General features: G+C 59.4%; 14 protein-coding genes. 5 read left to right on the top strand and 9 right to left on the bottom strand.

Annotation, left to right across the window (positions count from 1 at the left end; all coding sequences use genetic code 11):
• Nucleotides 1–128: 128 nt before the first annotated feature.
• The 5 genes from AFK24_RS04435 to AFK24_RS04455 all read right to left on the bottom strand — a co-directional run bounded on the left by AFK24_RS04435 (nt 129) and on the right by AFK24_RS04455 (nt 4,085).
• Nucleotides 129–713, bottom strand: coding sequence for a DJ-1/PfpI family protein (locus AFK24_RS04435; RefSeq protein WP_170826285.1), 585 nt, complete (start codon nt 711–713; stop codon nt 129–131).
• Between the two features lie 109 nt (nt 714–822).
• Entirely contained in the window at nt 823–1,980 is a 1,158-nt protein-coding gene (locus tag AFK24_RS04440) for a phospholipase D-like domain-containing protein (protein WP_065832090.1), read from the bottom strand.
• Complete coding sequence (locus AFK24_RS04445) at nt 1,980–2,561, bottom strand: YceI family protein (protein ID WP_065832091.1); 582 nt, start codon at nt 2,559–2,561, stop codon at nt 1,980–1,982. The genes AFK24_RS04440 and AFK24_RS04445 overlap by 1 nt, the downstream gene beginning before the upstream one ends.
• A gap of 82 nt (nt 2,562–2,643) precedes the next feature.
• Complete coding sequence (locus AFK24_RS04450) at nt 2,644–2,982, bottom strand: amidase (RefSeq protein WP_065832092.1); 339 nt, start codon at nt 2,980–2,982, stop codon at nt 2,644–2,646.
• Entirely contained in the window at nt 2,979–4,085 is a 1,107-nt protein-coding gene (locus AFK24_RS04455) for a serine hydrolase domain-containing protein (RefSeq protein ID WP_065832093.1), read from the bottom strand. The genes AFK24_RS04450 and AFK24_RS04455 overlap by 4 nt, the downstream gene beginning before the upstream one ends.
• Nucleotides 4,086–4,850: 765 nt before the next feature.
• Here AFK24_RS04455 and olsB point away from each other — a divergent pair.
• Both olsB and AFK24_RS04465 read left to right on the top strand, forming a co-directional pair.
• Entirely contained in the window at nt 4,851–5,606 is a 756-nt protein-coding gene (gene olsB, locus AFK24_RS04460; RefSeq protein ID WP_065832094.1) for an L-ornithine N(alpha)-acyltransferase, read from the top strand.
• The gene (locus AFK24_RS04465; RefSeq protein ID WP_065832095.1) at nt 5,606–6,394 is read left to right on the top strand and encodes a lysophospholipid acyltransferase family protein; all 789 of its coding nucleotides are present in this window, start codon (nt 5,606–5,608) and stop codon (nt 6,392–6,394) included. Before olsB ends, AFK24_RS04465 begins: the two co-directional genes overlap by 1 nt.
• On the opposite strand, the gene AFK24_RS04470 is transcribed toward AFK24_RS04465, so the two are convergent.
• Nucleotides 6,355–6,951, bottom strand: a complete 597-nt coding sequence (locus AFK24_RS04470) for an ACP phosphodiesterase (RefSeq protein ID WP_065832096.1) — start codon at nt 6,949–6,951, stop codon at nt 6,355–6,357. The two genes, AFK24_RS04465 and AFK24_RS04470, sit on opposite strands and share 40 nt — an antisense overlap.
• A 162-nt stretch (nt 6,952–7,113) precedes the next feature.
• Here AFK24_RS04470 and AFK24_RS04475 point away from each other — a divergent pair, with 162 nt between their 5' ends.
• From AFK24_RS04475 to AFK24_RS04485, 3 genes are read left to right on the top strand one after another with little or no spacing between them, the layout of a single operon-like run.
• Nucleotides 7,114–7,428 (top strand): ArsR/SmtB family transcription factor, encoded by a 315-nt coding sequence (locus AFK24_RS04475; RefSeq protein ID WP_020293015.1) that lies wholly within the window; start codon nt 7,114–7,116, stop codon nt 7,426–7,428.
• A 37-nt stretch (nt 7,429–7,465) separates the two neighbouring features.
• Nucleotides 7,466–8,632: an MFS transporter gene (locus AFK24_RS04480; RefSeq protein WP_065832097.1), complete on the top strand. Its 1,167-nt coding sequence runs from the start codon at nt 7,466–7,468 to the stop codon at nt 8,630–8,632.
• A gap of 28 nt (nt 8,633–8,660) precedes the next feature.
• Nucleotides 8,661–9,710 (top strand): alkene reductase, encoded by a 1,050-nt coding sequence (locus AFK24_RS04485; RefSeq protein WP_065832098.1) that lies wholly within the window; start codon nt 8,661–8,663, stop codon nt 9,708–9,710.
• Nucleotides 9,711–9,793: 83 nt separating this feature from the next.
• Here AFK24_RS04485 and AFK24_RS31320 read toward each other — a convergent pair whose 3' ends face one another.
• The 3 genes from AFK24_RS31320 to AFK24_RS04500 all read right to left on the bottom strand — a co-directional run bounded on the left by AFK24_RS31320 (nt 9,794) and on the right by AFK24_RS04500 (nt 12,799).
• A complete protein-coding gene (locus AFK24_RS31320) occupies nt 9,794–10,483 on the bottom strand; it encodes a hypothetical protein (RefSeq protein WP_065832099.1) in 690 nt (229 codons plus the stop codon).
• A gap of 394 nt (nt 10,484–10,877) precedes the next feature.
• Nucleotides 10,878–11,729: an ATPase gene (locus tag AFK24_RS04495; RefSeq protein WP_065832100.1), complete on the bottom strand. Its 852-nt coding sequence runs from the start codon at nt 11,727–11,729 to the stop codon at nt 10,878–10,880.
• A 77-nt stretch (nt 11,730–11,806) separates the two neighbouring features.
• Complete coding sequence (locus AFK24_RS04500) at nt 11,807–12,799, bottom strand: NAD-dependent epimerase/dehydratase family protein (protein WP_065832101.1); 993 nt, start codon at nt 12,797–12,799, stop codon at nt 11,807–11,809.
• Between the last annotated feature and the right edge of the window lie 33 nt (nt 12,800–12,832).

The raw sequence follows: 12,832 nt of genomic DNA on the forward strand, positions 1-12,832 counted from the left end.
GCCCACCCCTTCAAGTCTAAACATACAAGCGAGCTTGCTCGCGAAGACGCAAATAGATCCAGCACATTCTTTGAGTCTGAACTATTGCCTTCGCGGGCAAGCCTCGCTCCAACGGGACCGGTGTTTCATCAAAGCTTGATTTCAGTCCCCAACAACACCAGAAACCCCGCCAGCCAAGCTGGATGCGCCGGCCATGCTGGCGCGGTTACCAGGTTGCCTTCGGTGTGTGCGGCGGTGACTTCGATGTCCATGAACGTACCGCCGCTCAGACGCACTTCAGGCGCACAGGCCGGATAGGCGCTGCATTCGCGACCTTTGAGAATACCTGCCGCCGCTAGAATCTGTGCGCCGTGGCACACCGCTGCGATCGGCTTATGCGCTTTGTCAAACGCCCGCACCCACTCAAGAACGGTGTCATTCAAACGCAGGTATTCCGGCGCACGGCCTCCGGGAATCAGCAAGGCGTCGTAGTCTTCGAGCGTGACCTTATCGAAGTCATGATTCAGCGCGAAATGGTGCCCCGGCTTCTCGCTGTAAGTCTGATCGCCTTCGAAGTCATGGATCGCCGTGCGCACCGTCTGCCCGGAACGTTTGCCAGGGCAGACCGCATGCACGACATGCCCGACCATTTGCAGGGCCTGAAATGGCACCATCACTTCGTAGTCTTCGACGTAGTCGCCGACCAGCATCAGGATTTTCTTGGCAGCCATCATCGTTCTCCTCTTGGGTAGTGAAGCCAGTATCGGCCGATGTAGAAAGGCGTGGTAACAGCCTAGTACTACAAGCGCAGAAGTCGATGTTGGCTGACCTCAACGGCCTGCCTCAGTTACGCCGATCCAGCGCATTGACCACCAACCGATCAACCCAGCCCCAGATGCGTTGCTTGATGCGGCTCCACAGCGGGCGGCTTTTCCAGGCGTCGAGGGTAATTTCGGTACTCACCGTAAAGTCCTGTTCGAAACTGGCGACCACATCGTCGGTCAACCCGGAATCCAGCGCCTCAAGGTTGGCTTCCAGATTGAAACGCAGGTTCCAGTGATCAAAGTTGCATGAACCGATACTGACCCAATCGTCAATCAGCACCATTTTAAGGTGCAGGAAGCACGGCTGGTACTCGAAGATTTTCACCCCGGCACGCAGCAGGCGCGGGTAATAGCGGTGACCGGCGTAGCGCACCGACGGATGATCGGTGCGTGGCCCGGTGAGCAACAGGCGTACATCGATGCCGCGCTCGGCCGCCTTGCGCAGCGAACGCCGGACTTTCCAGGTCGGCAGGAAGTACGGCGTCGCCAGCCAGATGCGTTTGTGGCCGCTGTTCAGCGCGCGAACCAGGGATTGCAGAATGTCCCGATGCTGACGAGCGTCGGCATACGCCACACGACCCAGCCCTTCTCCCGACACCGGCACTTTGGGCAGACGCGGCAGGCCGAAGTTTTGCTCCGGACGCCAGGCCGTGCGGTGTGGGTTGGCGTGGAACTGGCGGTCGAACAGCGCTTGCCAGTCGATGACCAGCGGCCCGACGATCTCCACCATCACTTCATGCCATTCGCTGGCGTCCTTGCCCGGGTCCCAGAACTCATCGGTCACGCCGGTCCCGCCGACCACCGCCAGTTCCTTGTCGACCAACAACAACTTGCGATGGTCGCGATAGAAGTTGCGCACACCGCGTCGCCAATGGATGCGGTTATAGAACCGCAGGATGACCCCGGCGTCGGTAAGCCGTTTGCGCAGGCTCAGGGTAAAAGCCTGCGCGCCGAAGTCATCGAACAGGCAGCGCACGATGACGCCACGCTGCGCTGCGTCGACCAATGCGCGGACCACGGCTTCGGCACAGGCGCCAGCCTCCACGAGGTAGAGTTCCAGCTCGACCTGCTGCTGCGCGCCGTCGATGGCGGCGATCATGCGTGGAAAGAACGCCGGACCGTCGATCAGCAACTTGAACTGGTTGTCCTTGCGCCAAGGAAAGATCGCCCCGGCCATCAGCGAGCCGTGAAAATCAGAACAGCGCCAACGGGAACCGACAGGCTGATGGCTGATAATCCAGCCACACTGCGCAAGGTCTTGAGGCCGGGCACCAGATCGAAGTCCTGGGCGTGCATGACCAGCGGCTCAAGGGTCACGACTTGAAAGCGGCGTTGATCAAGGCGCGTGGCGAGCAGCTCGGCGTTGTAACTGTGCGTTTTGCCATGCAACTGGACGGTCAGCGGCAAGCGCAATTCCAGCTGCGCGCCCGGCGCAAGGTCGTTGATCGGTTGCAAATTCAACTGGGCATTGATGCGCGCGGCGGGGAATTTATCGACTTCAAACAAGGCATCGCGAATCCGCTCATCGCGCAGGGCAATGCCGGTACTCACCGATTCCAGCTCGACTTCCAGCTCGGCCACACCTTTGGGATCGACTTTGCCGTGCAGCGTGAGGAAGCGGTGCACTTCAGCGGTGTCGGCATTCTTCATGGACGTGAACGACAGCCGTGACGACTCGTTATCCAGATACCAGTTCGCCTGAGCGGGAAGCGCGAGCACGGCCAAAAAGGCCAGCAGCAGGCGGGTGGTGGTGTGCATGCAAACTCCAGATGCGCAATGAGGAAGCAACCTTACCGCCTGTCTGACAGCTGGCGAACCGCTATGTTCGCCGCACGGGTCATCAAGGTGTCTGCGGCAACAGCCGACAGCCCTGCCGCTCGCCCTGCCAAGCGGCGCTGCTGCTCCGGCCGAGGCCGCTGGCGGTCACTCGTTTGTCGGCTGCATCGTCGGTCAAGGTACTGGGTACGTACTGTCTGACGTAGACGCGGCAATAGTCGGCGGAATTAAGCACGACGTAGCGACAGGAGCAATACTCTTTGGCGGTGTAGGCACTGATGATTCCGGGGAATGCGTTCAGGGCGACGCGGTTTTGCCAGACCAGTGCCGCCACGGCGAGCAAGATCAACAGCAGCAGGCTGCTGAAGGGTCGGCGACGGATGAAATGTCGGCGCGTCATCATTGACCGTCCTTTTCACCGAAGGCCGCCAGGGCGAGCTTGAGCAGATGATTGTGGTCATAGCTGCCATCGCGATCATCGGCGTAACGTGCGATCACCAACTTTGCGCTGGGAATCACATACAACGCCTGCCCCCAATGCCCCAAGGCTGCGAACGTATCGGGCGGCGCGTCCGGCCAGGGTCCTTTCATGCCGTCCAATGTGCGATTGAGCCACCATTGCCCGCCGGGGATTTCAGCACCGGGATTTACGTTCAGCCCTGCGAACGGCGTCAGCACGAACTTAACCCAGGCCTCGGGCAGCAATTGTCGATCATTCCAGCGACCTTTGCGCTGCATCAACAAGCCAATACGTGCCAAATCGCGGGCGGTCATGTAGGCGTAGGACGAACCCACGAAGGTGCCAATGCCATCGGTTTCCCAGACAGCACTGTGAATGCCCAGCGGCTCGAACAGCGCGGTCCACGGGTAGTCGGCGTAAGCCTGCGCGCCGACCATGGTTTTCAGGGCCGCTGACAGCAGGTTGCTGTCGCCGCTGGAATACAGAAACGAAGTGCCCGGCGCTTGCCCGCGTGGGTGCTCGGCAGCGAAGCGCGCCATATCGCCACGGCCACGGGTGTAGAGCATGGCGACCACCGAAGAATTGAGCGGCGCATATTCGTAGTCTTCCTGCCAGTCCAGTCCGGAAGCCCAATGCAGCAGGTCGCGCAGCTTGATATCAGGATGCGCCGACATCGGCGGATAAAACTTCGCCACCGGATCATCCAGCTGAAAGCGCCCTTCCCCGAACGCCACGCCCAACACACTCGCCATCACGCTCTTGCTGATCGACCAGGTCAGGTGCGGCGTGGCGGCAGTGGTCTCGCCTGCGTAACGTTCGTAGATCACCTGGCCGTCACGAATAACCAACAAGGCGTCAGTGCGTACCCCTTTGCGCTCGGTCTCGTCGCGGGCTGGGAACGCATAGTTCTCCAGCGTTTCAAGCGCCGCAGTTCCGGGAGCGGGATTGGTTGACCAATGCTCCGCTGGCCAGTTTTCGGCGTTGGCTGAAACAGCATGAATGCTGGTTAACAGCAGCATGAATAAACAGAGAAGCCGACGAGGCATGGGACCGACCTTTGACAGAGTCCGGGAACTCTAGCAGCGGTTCATGACAGAACGCGGGATCGGCAAATCCCCGTAGGAGACTTGCTGTAGGACCGGCTTTAGCCGGGAGGGCAATTGATGCCTTCGCGACTAAAGTCGCTCCTTGTATGTCGCCAGCGGGCATCGATCAGGCGCCATTTATTCTGGCGTCACGATTTCGAATCGAGTGGCACCAACAGCATTTGCGGTGCGGCTTATTGAGGTTTCGCCCTGACGGTCGAGTCCTTTTGTTCCGGCAAAAGGACGAAACCATCTGCGCTGACGTCCGGCCCCTGCTTCGCAGCGGTTCCTTCGCTCCGGTGCCGTGGCGTGGGTACGCGCCGACGGGCCATCCCTGGCCCAACGGCGCTCGACCGGCATCCATGCCGGTCGCCCCACACCACGACACCTGCGCTCAGCCTCCCGACGCGCGTTTGGCGGTGCCTGCGAGATCGCGGCATGGAAAAGCGAACATCAAAAGCTAAAGCAATTTTCCAGGTTGGCCTCGGCCCGTTGGAGCGAGGCTTGCCCGCGAAGAGACCAGCACATCCCCGCAACAGAGTATCTACGGCCGATTCGCGGGCAGCCTCGCTCCAACAGATAGGGCACTCCGGCCCCGTCACACAACCATCACCAAAGCGTCACGGTCATGACACGGCGTCTGCCTAGCCTGCATAAGTACAGCAAAGCGCTTGGCCATTTCAGCCCATCGCCCGCACTTGCAGGGCTGGCTCACGGAGACTTCGCATGACCCAGATCGCTCGTATTCGCGACACCGCCAACGACCGCCGCCTTCAGGCCGAACGCCTGATCGGCAGCAAAGCCTTGCAGGAAGCACAGGCCCTGCGTTTCAGTGTGTTCAGCGGCGAATTCAACGCCAAACTCAAAGGCGCGGAATTGGGCCTGGATATGGACGACTACGACGTACATTGCTCGCACATCGGCGTGCGTGACTTGAGCACCGGCAAGCTGGTTGCAACCACCCGTCTGCTGGATCACAAAGCGGCCAATACCCTGGGCCGTTTCTACAGCGAAGAAGAGTTCAGTCTGCACGGCCTGAGCCATCTGCAAGGCCCGATCCTGGAGCTGGGTCGCACCTGTGTCGATCCTGCCTACCGCAACGGCGGCACCATCGCGGTGCTGTGGAGCGAACTGGCCGAGATTCTGAACGAAGGCGGTTATAGCTACCTGATGGGTTGCGCCAGCATCCCGATGCAGGACGGCGGCATTCAAGCCCACGCCATCATGCAGCGCCTGCGCGAACGTTACCTGTGTACCGAAAACCTGCGCGCCGAACCGAAAAACCCGCTGCCTTCCCTGGATCTGCCGAGCAACGTGATCTGCGAAATGCCGCCGCTGCTCAAGGCCTATATGCGCCTGGGTGCAAAAATCTGCGGCGAGCCGTGCTGGGACGAAGATTTCCAGGTGGCCGACGTGTTCATCCTGCTCAAGCGCGACGAACTATGCCCGCGCTATGCCCGCCACTTCAAGGCAGCCGTCTGATGAGCCGCGTGCGCGGCTATGCGCGAGTTGCCAGAGTCCTGCTGGTGATTGCCCTGGGTCTGACAATTGCTGGGGCGTTTTCTCTGATGGAGCGCTTGCGGATCGGCAACTCCATGGCTCGCCGCCAACGCTGGAGCCGCTGGTTCATGGCGCGCCTGACCAACGCCCTGCCGTTTCGCGTCACTGTGAGCGGCGAACTGCCACGTCAGCCGATGTTGTGGGTCAGCAATCACGTGTCATGGACTGACATTCCACTGCTCGGCATGCTCGCCCCGCTGTCATTTCTGTCCAAGGCCGAAGTGCGCACCTGGCCGGTGGCCGGCTGGCTGGCGCTGAAAGCCGGCACGCTGTTCATTCGTCGCGGTTCGGGTGACAGCCGTTTGATCCAGCGGCAGATGAGCAATCATCTGCAAAAGAACAATGCGCTGATGATCTTCCCGGAAGGCACCACCACCGATGGCCGTAGCCTGCGCACCTTTCATGGTCGCCTGATGTCCAGCGCCATCGATACCGGCGTGCCGTTGCAACCGGTGGCGATTCACTATTCGCGCAATGGCAAACCGGATCCTATCGCGCCATTCATTGGCGATGACGATTTGCTTTCCCACCTGCGCCGCTTGTTCGCCAACGAGCAAGGTGACGTGCATATCCAGTTGCTGAAGCCGATCGCGACACTTGGCCAGGAACGTGCCGCACTGGCCTTTCAAGCCCAGCAGGCCGTTCATGTAGCGTTATTCGGCGAGATTGCTCAACCGACCGAACTGTCCCGTCCCGCCAGGGCGGCCTGAGCAAAGTCCTGCAGCACGGGATAAAACTCAGCGAAGTCAGCACTCAACGGCTGGTAAAGCGCCTGCAACTCCTGCATGGCGCCCGCCAGCCCTTGGGGTCGTGACAAACGTCGCGAAATCCCCGCCAGCACTTGCTCCACCACGGCAAAATCCCGATACGAACTCAACCAGTCCTGAGCGGCCATGCGCGGCGCAATCAGCGCCAGGTTGCCGGGTAATTCCGGTTCGGCAGCGAGCACGCCATAAACCGTGCGCGTGAATGTCTCCAGCGGCACATCCGCGTAACACAGCCAGTCCCGGGCCAGGCAATGGTCGAAAAACACATCGAGGATGATCCCCGCATAACGCCGTCTTCCGGCGGGAAAACGCGCAATCGCATCTTTGACCAGCGGATGACTGTCGGTGAAGGCATCAATGCTGCGGTGCAACTGGATGGCGTCGGCCAACTCGTCTGAAAAGCGTCCAGCCAAAGGCCCTTTGACGAAATCGCCATACAGGCTGCCGAGTAATTGCGGCGGGCGTTGACCGCCGAGGTGCAGATGAGCGAGGTAATTCATGCCGCCAGCGTACGCCCGGAAGCGCCTGACAGGCAAATATCGTTATAACCCGATATAGCGTTTTATCCAGTCCTCAGCAGAAAATCATATTTGTATATCGCGAAATGCCAATATAAAGTTCGCTCCATCGCGATATAGCGCTATACCCATATTGAGAACGAAATGCCTATCGACCTCGACGAAATAATAAAAGCCCTGGCTCACCCTGTTCGCCGTGAAATCCTGGTGTGGCTCAAAGATCCCCTCACCTGCTTTCCCGATCAGGAGCACTCCACGGAAAACGGTGTGTGCGCCGGTCAGATCGACCAACGCGCGGGCCTTTCACAATCCACGATTTCTGCCCACCTGGCGACGCTGCAACGCGCTGGTCTGATCAGCAGCAAGAAGGTTGGCCAATGGCACTTCTTCAGACGCAACGAAGAGGTCATCCAGGCCTTCATCGACGCGTTGCTGCTGGAACTGAAAAAGCCGTCCTGACCTGCCGCCCCAACACTATTCAATCAGGAGACGCCTCGTGCCTCTTTCACTGTTAATTCTGGCCTTGAGCGCCTTCGCCATCGGCACCACCGAATTCGTCATCATGGGCCTGCTGCCTGATGTGGCGAGTGATCTGGGCGTTTCGATCCCCAGTGCCGGCTGGTTGGTGACCGGTTATGCGCTGGGCGTGGCGATTGGCGCGCCGTTCATGGCCATGGCCACCGCCAAACTGCCGCGCAAGGCGGCACTGGTTACGCTGATGGGCATCTTCATCATCGGCAACCTGCTCTGCGCGATTGCCAGCGACTACAACGTGCTGATGTTTGCCCGGGTGATTACGGCGTTGTGCCACGGTGCGTTCTTCGGTATCGGTTCGGTGGTGGCTGCGGGGCTGGTTCCGGCCAATCGTCGCGCTTCGGCTGTGGCACTGATGTTCACCGGCTTGACCCTGGCCAACGTGCTGGGCGTTCCGTTGGGTACGGCATTGGGTCAATACGCAGGCTGGCGCTCGACATTCTGGGCCGTGACCGTCATCGGCGTGATCGCGCTGATCGGCCTGATCCGTTACTTGCCGACCAAACGCGACGAAGAAAAACTCGACATGCGCGCCGAGCTTGGCGCCCTGAGAGGTGCTGGCATCTGGCTGTCGCTAAGCATGACGGCGCTGTTCTCCGCCTCGATGTTCACCCTGTTCACCTACATCGCGCCGCTGCTGGGCGAAATCACCGGCATCTCGCCAAAAGGCGTGACCTGGACCCTGCTGCTGATCGGCCTGGGCCTGACCGTCGGCAACGTCATCGGCGGCAAGCTGGCTGACAAGCGTCTCGCCGCGACACTGATCGGCGTGTTCATTGCCATGGCCGTGATCTCGACCGTACTGAGCTGGACCAGCGTGGCAGTGATCCCTACCGAAATCACCCTGTTCCTCTGGGCCACCGCCGCATTCGCCGCCGTGCCTGCGCTGCAGATCAACGTAGTGACCTACGGCAAGGCAGCACCGAATCTGGTGTCGACCCTGAACATCGGCGCTTTCAACATCGGCAACGCCCTGGGCGCCTGGATCGGCGGCAGCGTCATCGCCCACGGCCTTGGCCTCACCAGCGTGCCACTGGCCGCCGCTCTGCTGGCCGTGCTGGCGCTGATCGTCACCCTGATTACTTTCCGCCAGACCGCCAATCCCGATCTGGCTCCTGCTACCCACTAATCATTTGATCATTCAAGAGGTTTGCACCATGACGACTATCTTCGACCCGATCACCCTGGGCGAGCTGCAGCTGTCCAACCGCATCATCATGGCACCGCTGACTCGCTGCCGCGCCGACGAAGGCCGCGTGCCTAACGCGATGATGGCCGAATACTACGTTCAGCGCGCCTCGGCGGGCCTGATCATCAGCGAAGCGACTTCGATCACGCCAATGGGCGTTGGTTATCCGGACACTCCGGGCATCTGGTCCAACGATCAGGTTCGCGGCTGGAGCAACATCACCAAGGCCGTGCACGCTGCTGGCGGCAAGATCGTGCTGCAACTGTGGCACGTAGGGCGGATTTCCCATCCTTCGTACCTCAACGACGAAGCCCCGGTCGCGCCAAGCGCCGTCAAGCCCGAAGGCCACGTCAGCCTGGTTCGCCCATTGGCGGATTACGTGACACCGCGCGCCCTTGAACTGGAAGAAATCGCCGACGTTGTAGACGCCTACCGGGTCGGTGCGGAAAACGCCAAGGCCGCCGGTTTTGACGGCGTGGAAATCCACGGCGCCAACGGTTACCTGCTCGACCAGTTCCTGCAGACCAGCACCAACCAGCGGACTGACCAATACGGCGGTTCCGTGGAAAACCGTGCGCGGCTGATGATTGAAGTGGTCGATGCGGCCATCGAAATCTGGGGTGCCGGTCGTGTCGGCCTGCACCTTTCGCCGCGCGCGGACCTGCACGACATGGGCGACGATAACCTGAGCGAAACCTTCAGCTACGTGGCAACCGAGATGGGCAAGCGCGGCATCGCCTTTATCTGTGCCCGCGAACGCGAAGCAGGCGACAGCATTGGTCCACAGTTGAAAAAAGCCTTCGGCGGCGCTTATATCGCCAACGAAAAGTTCACCAAGGAAACCGCCAACGCCTGGCTGGCCAACGGCTCGGCCGATGCCGTCGCCTTCGGCGTGCCGTTTATCGCCAACCCGGACCTGCCGGCGCGCCTGAAGCTGGATGCAGAGCTGAACGCGGCGCACCCGGAAACCTTCTACGCCAAAGGGCCAGTGGGCTATATCGATTATCCGGCGCTGTAACGGTTATTGATGGAGTGATGAATAAAAAACCGGGCCTGATAGCCCGGTTTTTTTGCTTTTATGAACGTTGTAACTGTCGTTAGTTATTTTTCAGACCGCATACCGATGTAGTTGCCGTCCTTGTCGGCCAGCGTCCCGTCCTCATATTCAAAGCTGCCATCCACGTGGCACATGACTTTCTGCGCGGCAATATACTTCCTGCCATCGGGATAAGTGATATCGCCGTTAGCTTCTTCCTTTGAGCCATCAGCATGAATAACCGTCTTGTTATTCACATCAACCTCCTGTCCGTCAGGCAAGGTGACAGTGGAAGTCTCGTGATTCACCACTGTGCCGTCTTCCAGCTGAGTTGCTTTCAGGCCTTTGGCCAGGTTCTGAACCGAAGCCGTCGCCGACGCCGCGTTGGATGCAATGCTTGTCAGTGTTTCAAAACTCTCCAGTTTATTGCGGCTCTGTGGCTTATGAGGCAGCGAAACCGGGGGAAGCGCGCTCGCATTCGCCGGTGGCGTCGGCTTGGGCGGCACCGGCGCGGGCTTCGGCGGTATCGGGGTGGGTTTAACCGGTTTGGGCGGTACGGGTTTGGGCGGTACGGGCATTGGCTTAGGCGGTACCGGAGTTGGCTTGACCGGTTTAGGCTTGGGTGGCTTGGTGCCAGTAATAGCAGAGTTCTTTTGCACCGGAGCTTTCAGGTTCGAAACTGGACTTTTTGATCCCGTACCTGCAGAGGTATCGATTTCGTCGTCATAGCGGGTTTCATCATCAAACGTATTCACGATTTAATTTTCCTTTCATCCATGAAAGTGACTCTGATGAGTCGTTAATAACAGGCCAACGGATGGCAAATAGTCGATCCGTCGTTACAGTGCCTGGAACACAGATTACAAAGGTGCTCGCCACGCAGCGCTATATCTAATTATTCAAGACGAAAAAAGAGTTCGGGACTGGCTCCGACTATCTCGCTGACTGCACCGACGTCTTCCCGGATGAATCTGGTCCCACAAGATCGCGCCGATTTCGAAATTGTAGGAGCGAATTTATTCGCGAAGAGGTCGGGACAGACTCCGACTATCCCGCTGACTGCACTGACGTCTTCCCGGATGAATCCGGTCCTACAAGACCGCAACAGACCCATTCGCGGGCAAGCATCCAACGGGTTAGATACGTTGACTACCTTCGAGCATTCAGCTGCTGCGACAAGGTCTGAATCTGCGCCGTCAGGGTATTGATATTGCGGGTGACCTGAGCACGGAACGAATCGAACTCGGCAGTATTGCCACCGGCTGCGGGGGCCGGACGATTTTCCTGTTCGCTCTTGAGCACGATCAGATCCTGTTCCAGGCGCTCGATGGCGGCCGCTGGATTACCTTGTTTCTTCAGCGCAGCCACGTCGGCGTTCAGGCTCTTGAGCTGAGCGTCGATTTTTTCCTGATCTCCCTGGGTGGCTTTCGAGTCAGGTATGGCGGCCTTGAGCGAAGCCAGCTCGGTGGTCACGGCTTTGAGTTGTTCTGCCAGCTGAGAATTGGCGCTCTGTTGCTGGGCGGTCTGTGCAGTCATCTGTTCCAGACGCTTTTCCAGCGCGGATTGCTGGCCCGTCACACCTTCCTGCTGCTTGTCCTGATCGGCCAGTTGATCTTCAAGCAGCTTGATCCGCTGCTTGAGTGCAACGCCGTCGACCACCACAGATTCGGTGGCGACCACTTTGCCGGAAATATCCTGCAGGCGCCCCGCCGCTTCTTCGCTGATCCGGGCGAAGCTTTCCTGAGTCGCGACCAACTGTTGTTCCATCAGGGATATCTGCTGGAAACTCCACCAGCCCAGTCCGCAAAATGCGATGAACAACGCGCCAACCAGCGCCCATAACGGGCCTGTGCTCGGTGCCTTGACCTTGACCACCGGTGTATCGCGGGAATAGACCGTGGTGCGTTTGCGCGCGCCGGTGGTTGGCGCGAAGTCGTCATCATCGTCCTTGGCGCTGAGGTTCGGGACGTCATCGACGTCGTCGTAAGGATCGTTACGCATGAGGAACCCTGTATGAATCCGCTTTTTAAGCCTGAAAGTCGGGGGAGTATAACCGTTGCAATTCGCAACTACGGCGCTCACATGTTTTGTTGCGCTTTCCACCAGTCGCAGAATTCGTCCAGCGCTGCCCAAAGGCTAACCTGCGGCTGATAGTCCAGATAATGCCGGGCCCGACTGATATCAAGGGTGAAATCCCTGCTCATGGCCTGCATCCCCACACGCGACAGCGTAGGTTCAGGTCGCCCCGGCCAAAGCAGGCACGCGCCCTCATTTATAGCAGCTGCCGTGTAAGCAAGGCCGTAGGAACGATAACGTGTTACCTGCGGCAATTGCATCCGGCGCATCACGTAATTCACTGCATCCCACACCGGCACTGGCGTCCCGTTGCTGATGTTGTAGGCCTTGCCCAAGGCCGAGCCAGTCGCCAGCAGGCTGCTGAGCATGGCCTGATTGAGGTTTTGCATGCTGGTGAAGTCAACGACATTCAGCCCGTTGCCGATAATCGACAAGCGGTTTTTGCGCTGCATGTTCAGCAGCCTCGGGAAAATACTGTTGTCGCCCGCGCCGGTCACGAATCGTGGCCGCAAGGCGATGACCTCCAGGCCGAACTCTTCTGCGCCGAAGACCTTTTGCTCGGCCAGATACTTGGTCGCCGCGTAATGATTGTTGAAGCGCTTGGGCACCTGCTCTTCCTTGATACCCAGATGCGAGCGGCCATCGAAATAAATCGAAGGCGACGACAAATGCACCAGGCGGCGCACGCGCTGCTTCAAACAGGCTTCAACCACGTTTTCTGTGACTTGCACATTGCCCTGGACGAAATCCTGCTTGCGGCCCCAGACGCCCACCGCCCCGGCGCAATGCACCACCGCGTCGACGTCCCGGCACAGCTCGCGCACCAGCTCCGGATCGATCAAATCACCCTGCACAAACTCGGCGCCACGCCTTACCAGGTGTTCGACACCTTCGGCGCGACGACCATTGACCCGTACGTCAAACCCTTGCTCCAGGGCGAAACGCGCAAAGCGCCCGCCAATGAAGCCGCTTGCGCCGGTGATCAGAATCTTCATTTACCGCTCCGTCGAATTTCGTTTTACGTGTAT

Source organism: Pseudomonas syringae, from assembly GCF_001698815.1.
In the GTDB taxonomy this organism is placed as follows: Bacteria; Pseudomonadota; Gammaproteobacteria; order Pseudomonadales; family Pseudomonadaceae; genus Aquipseudomonas; species Aquipseudomonas syringae_A.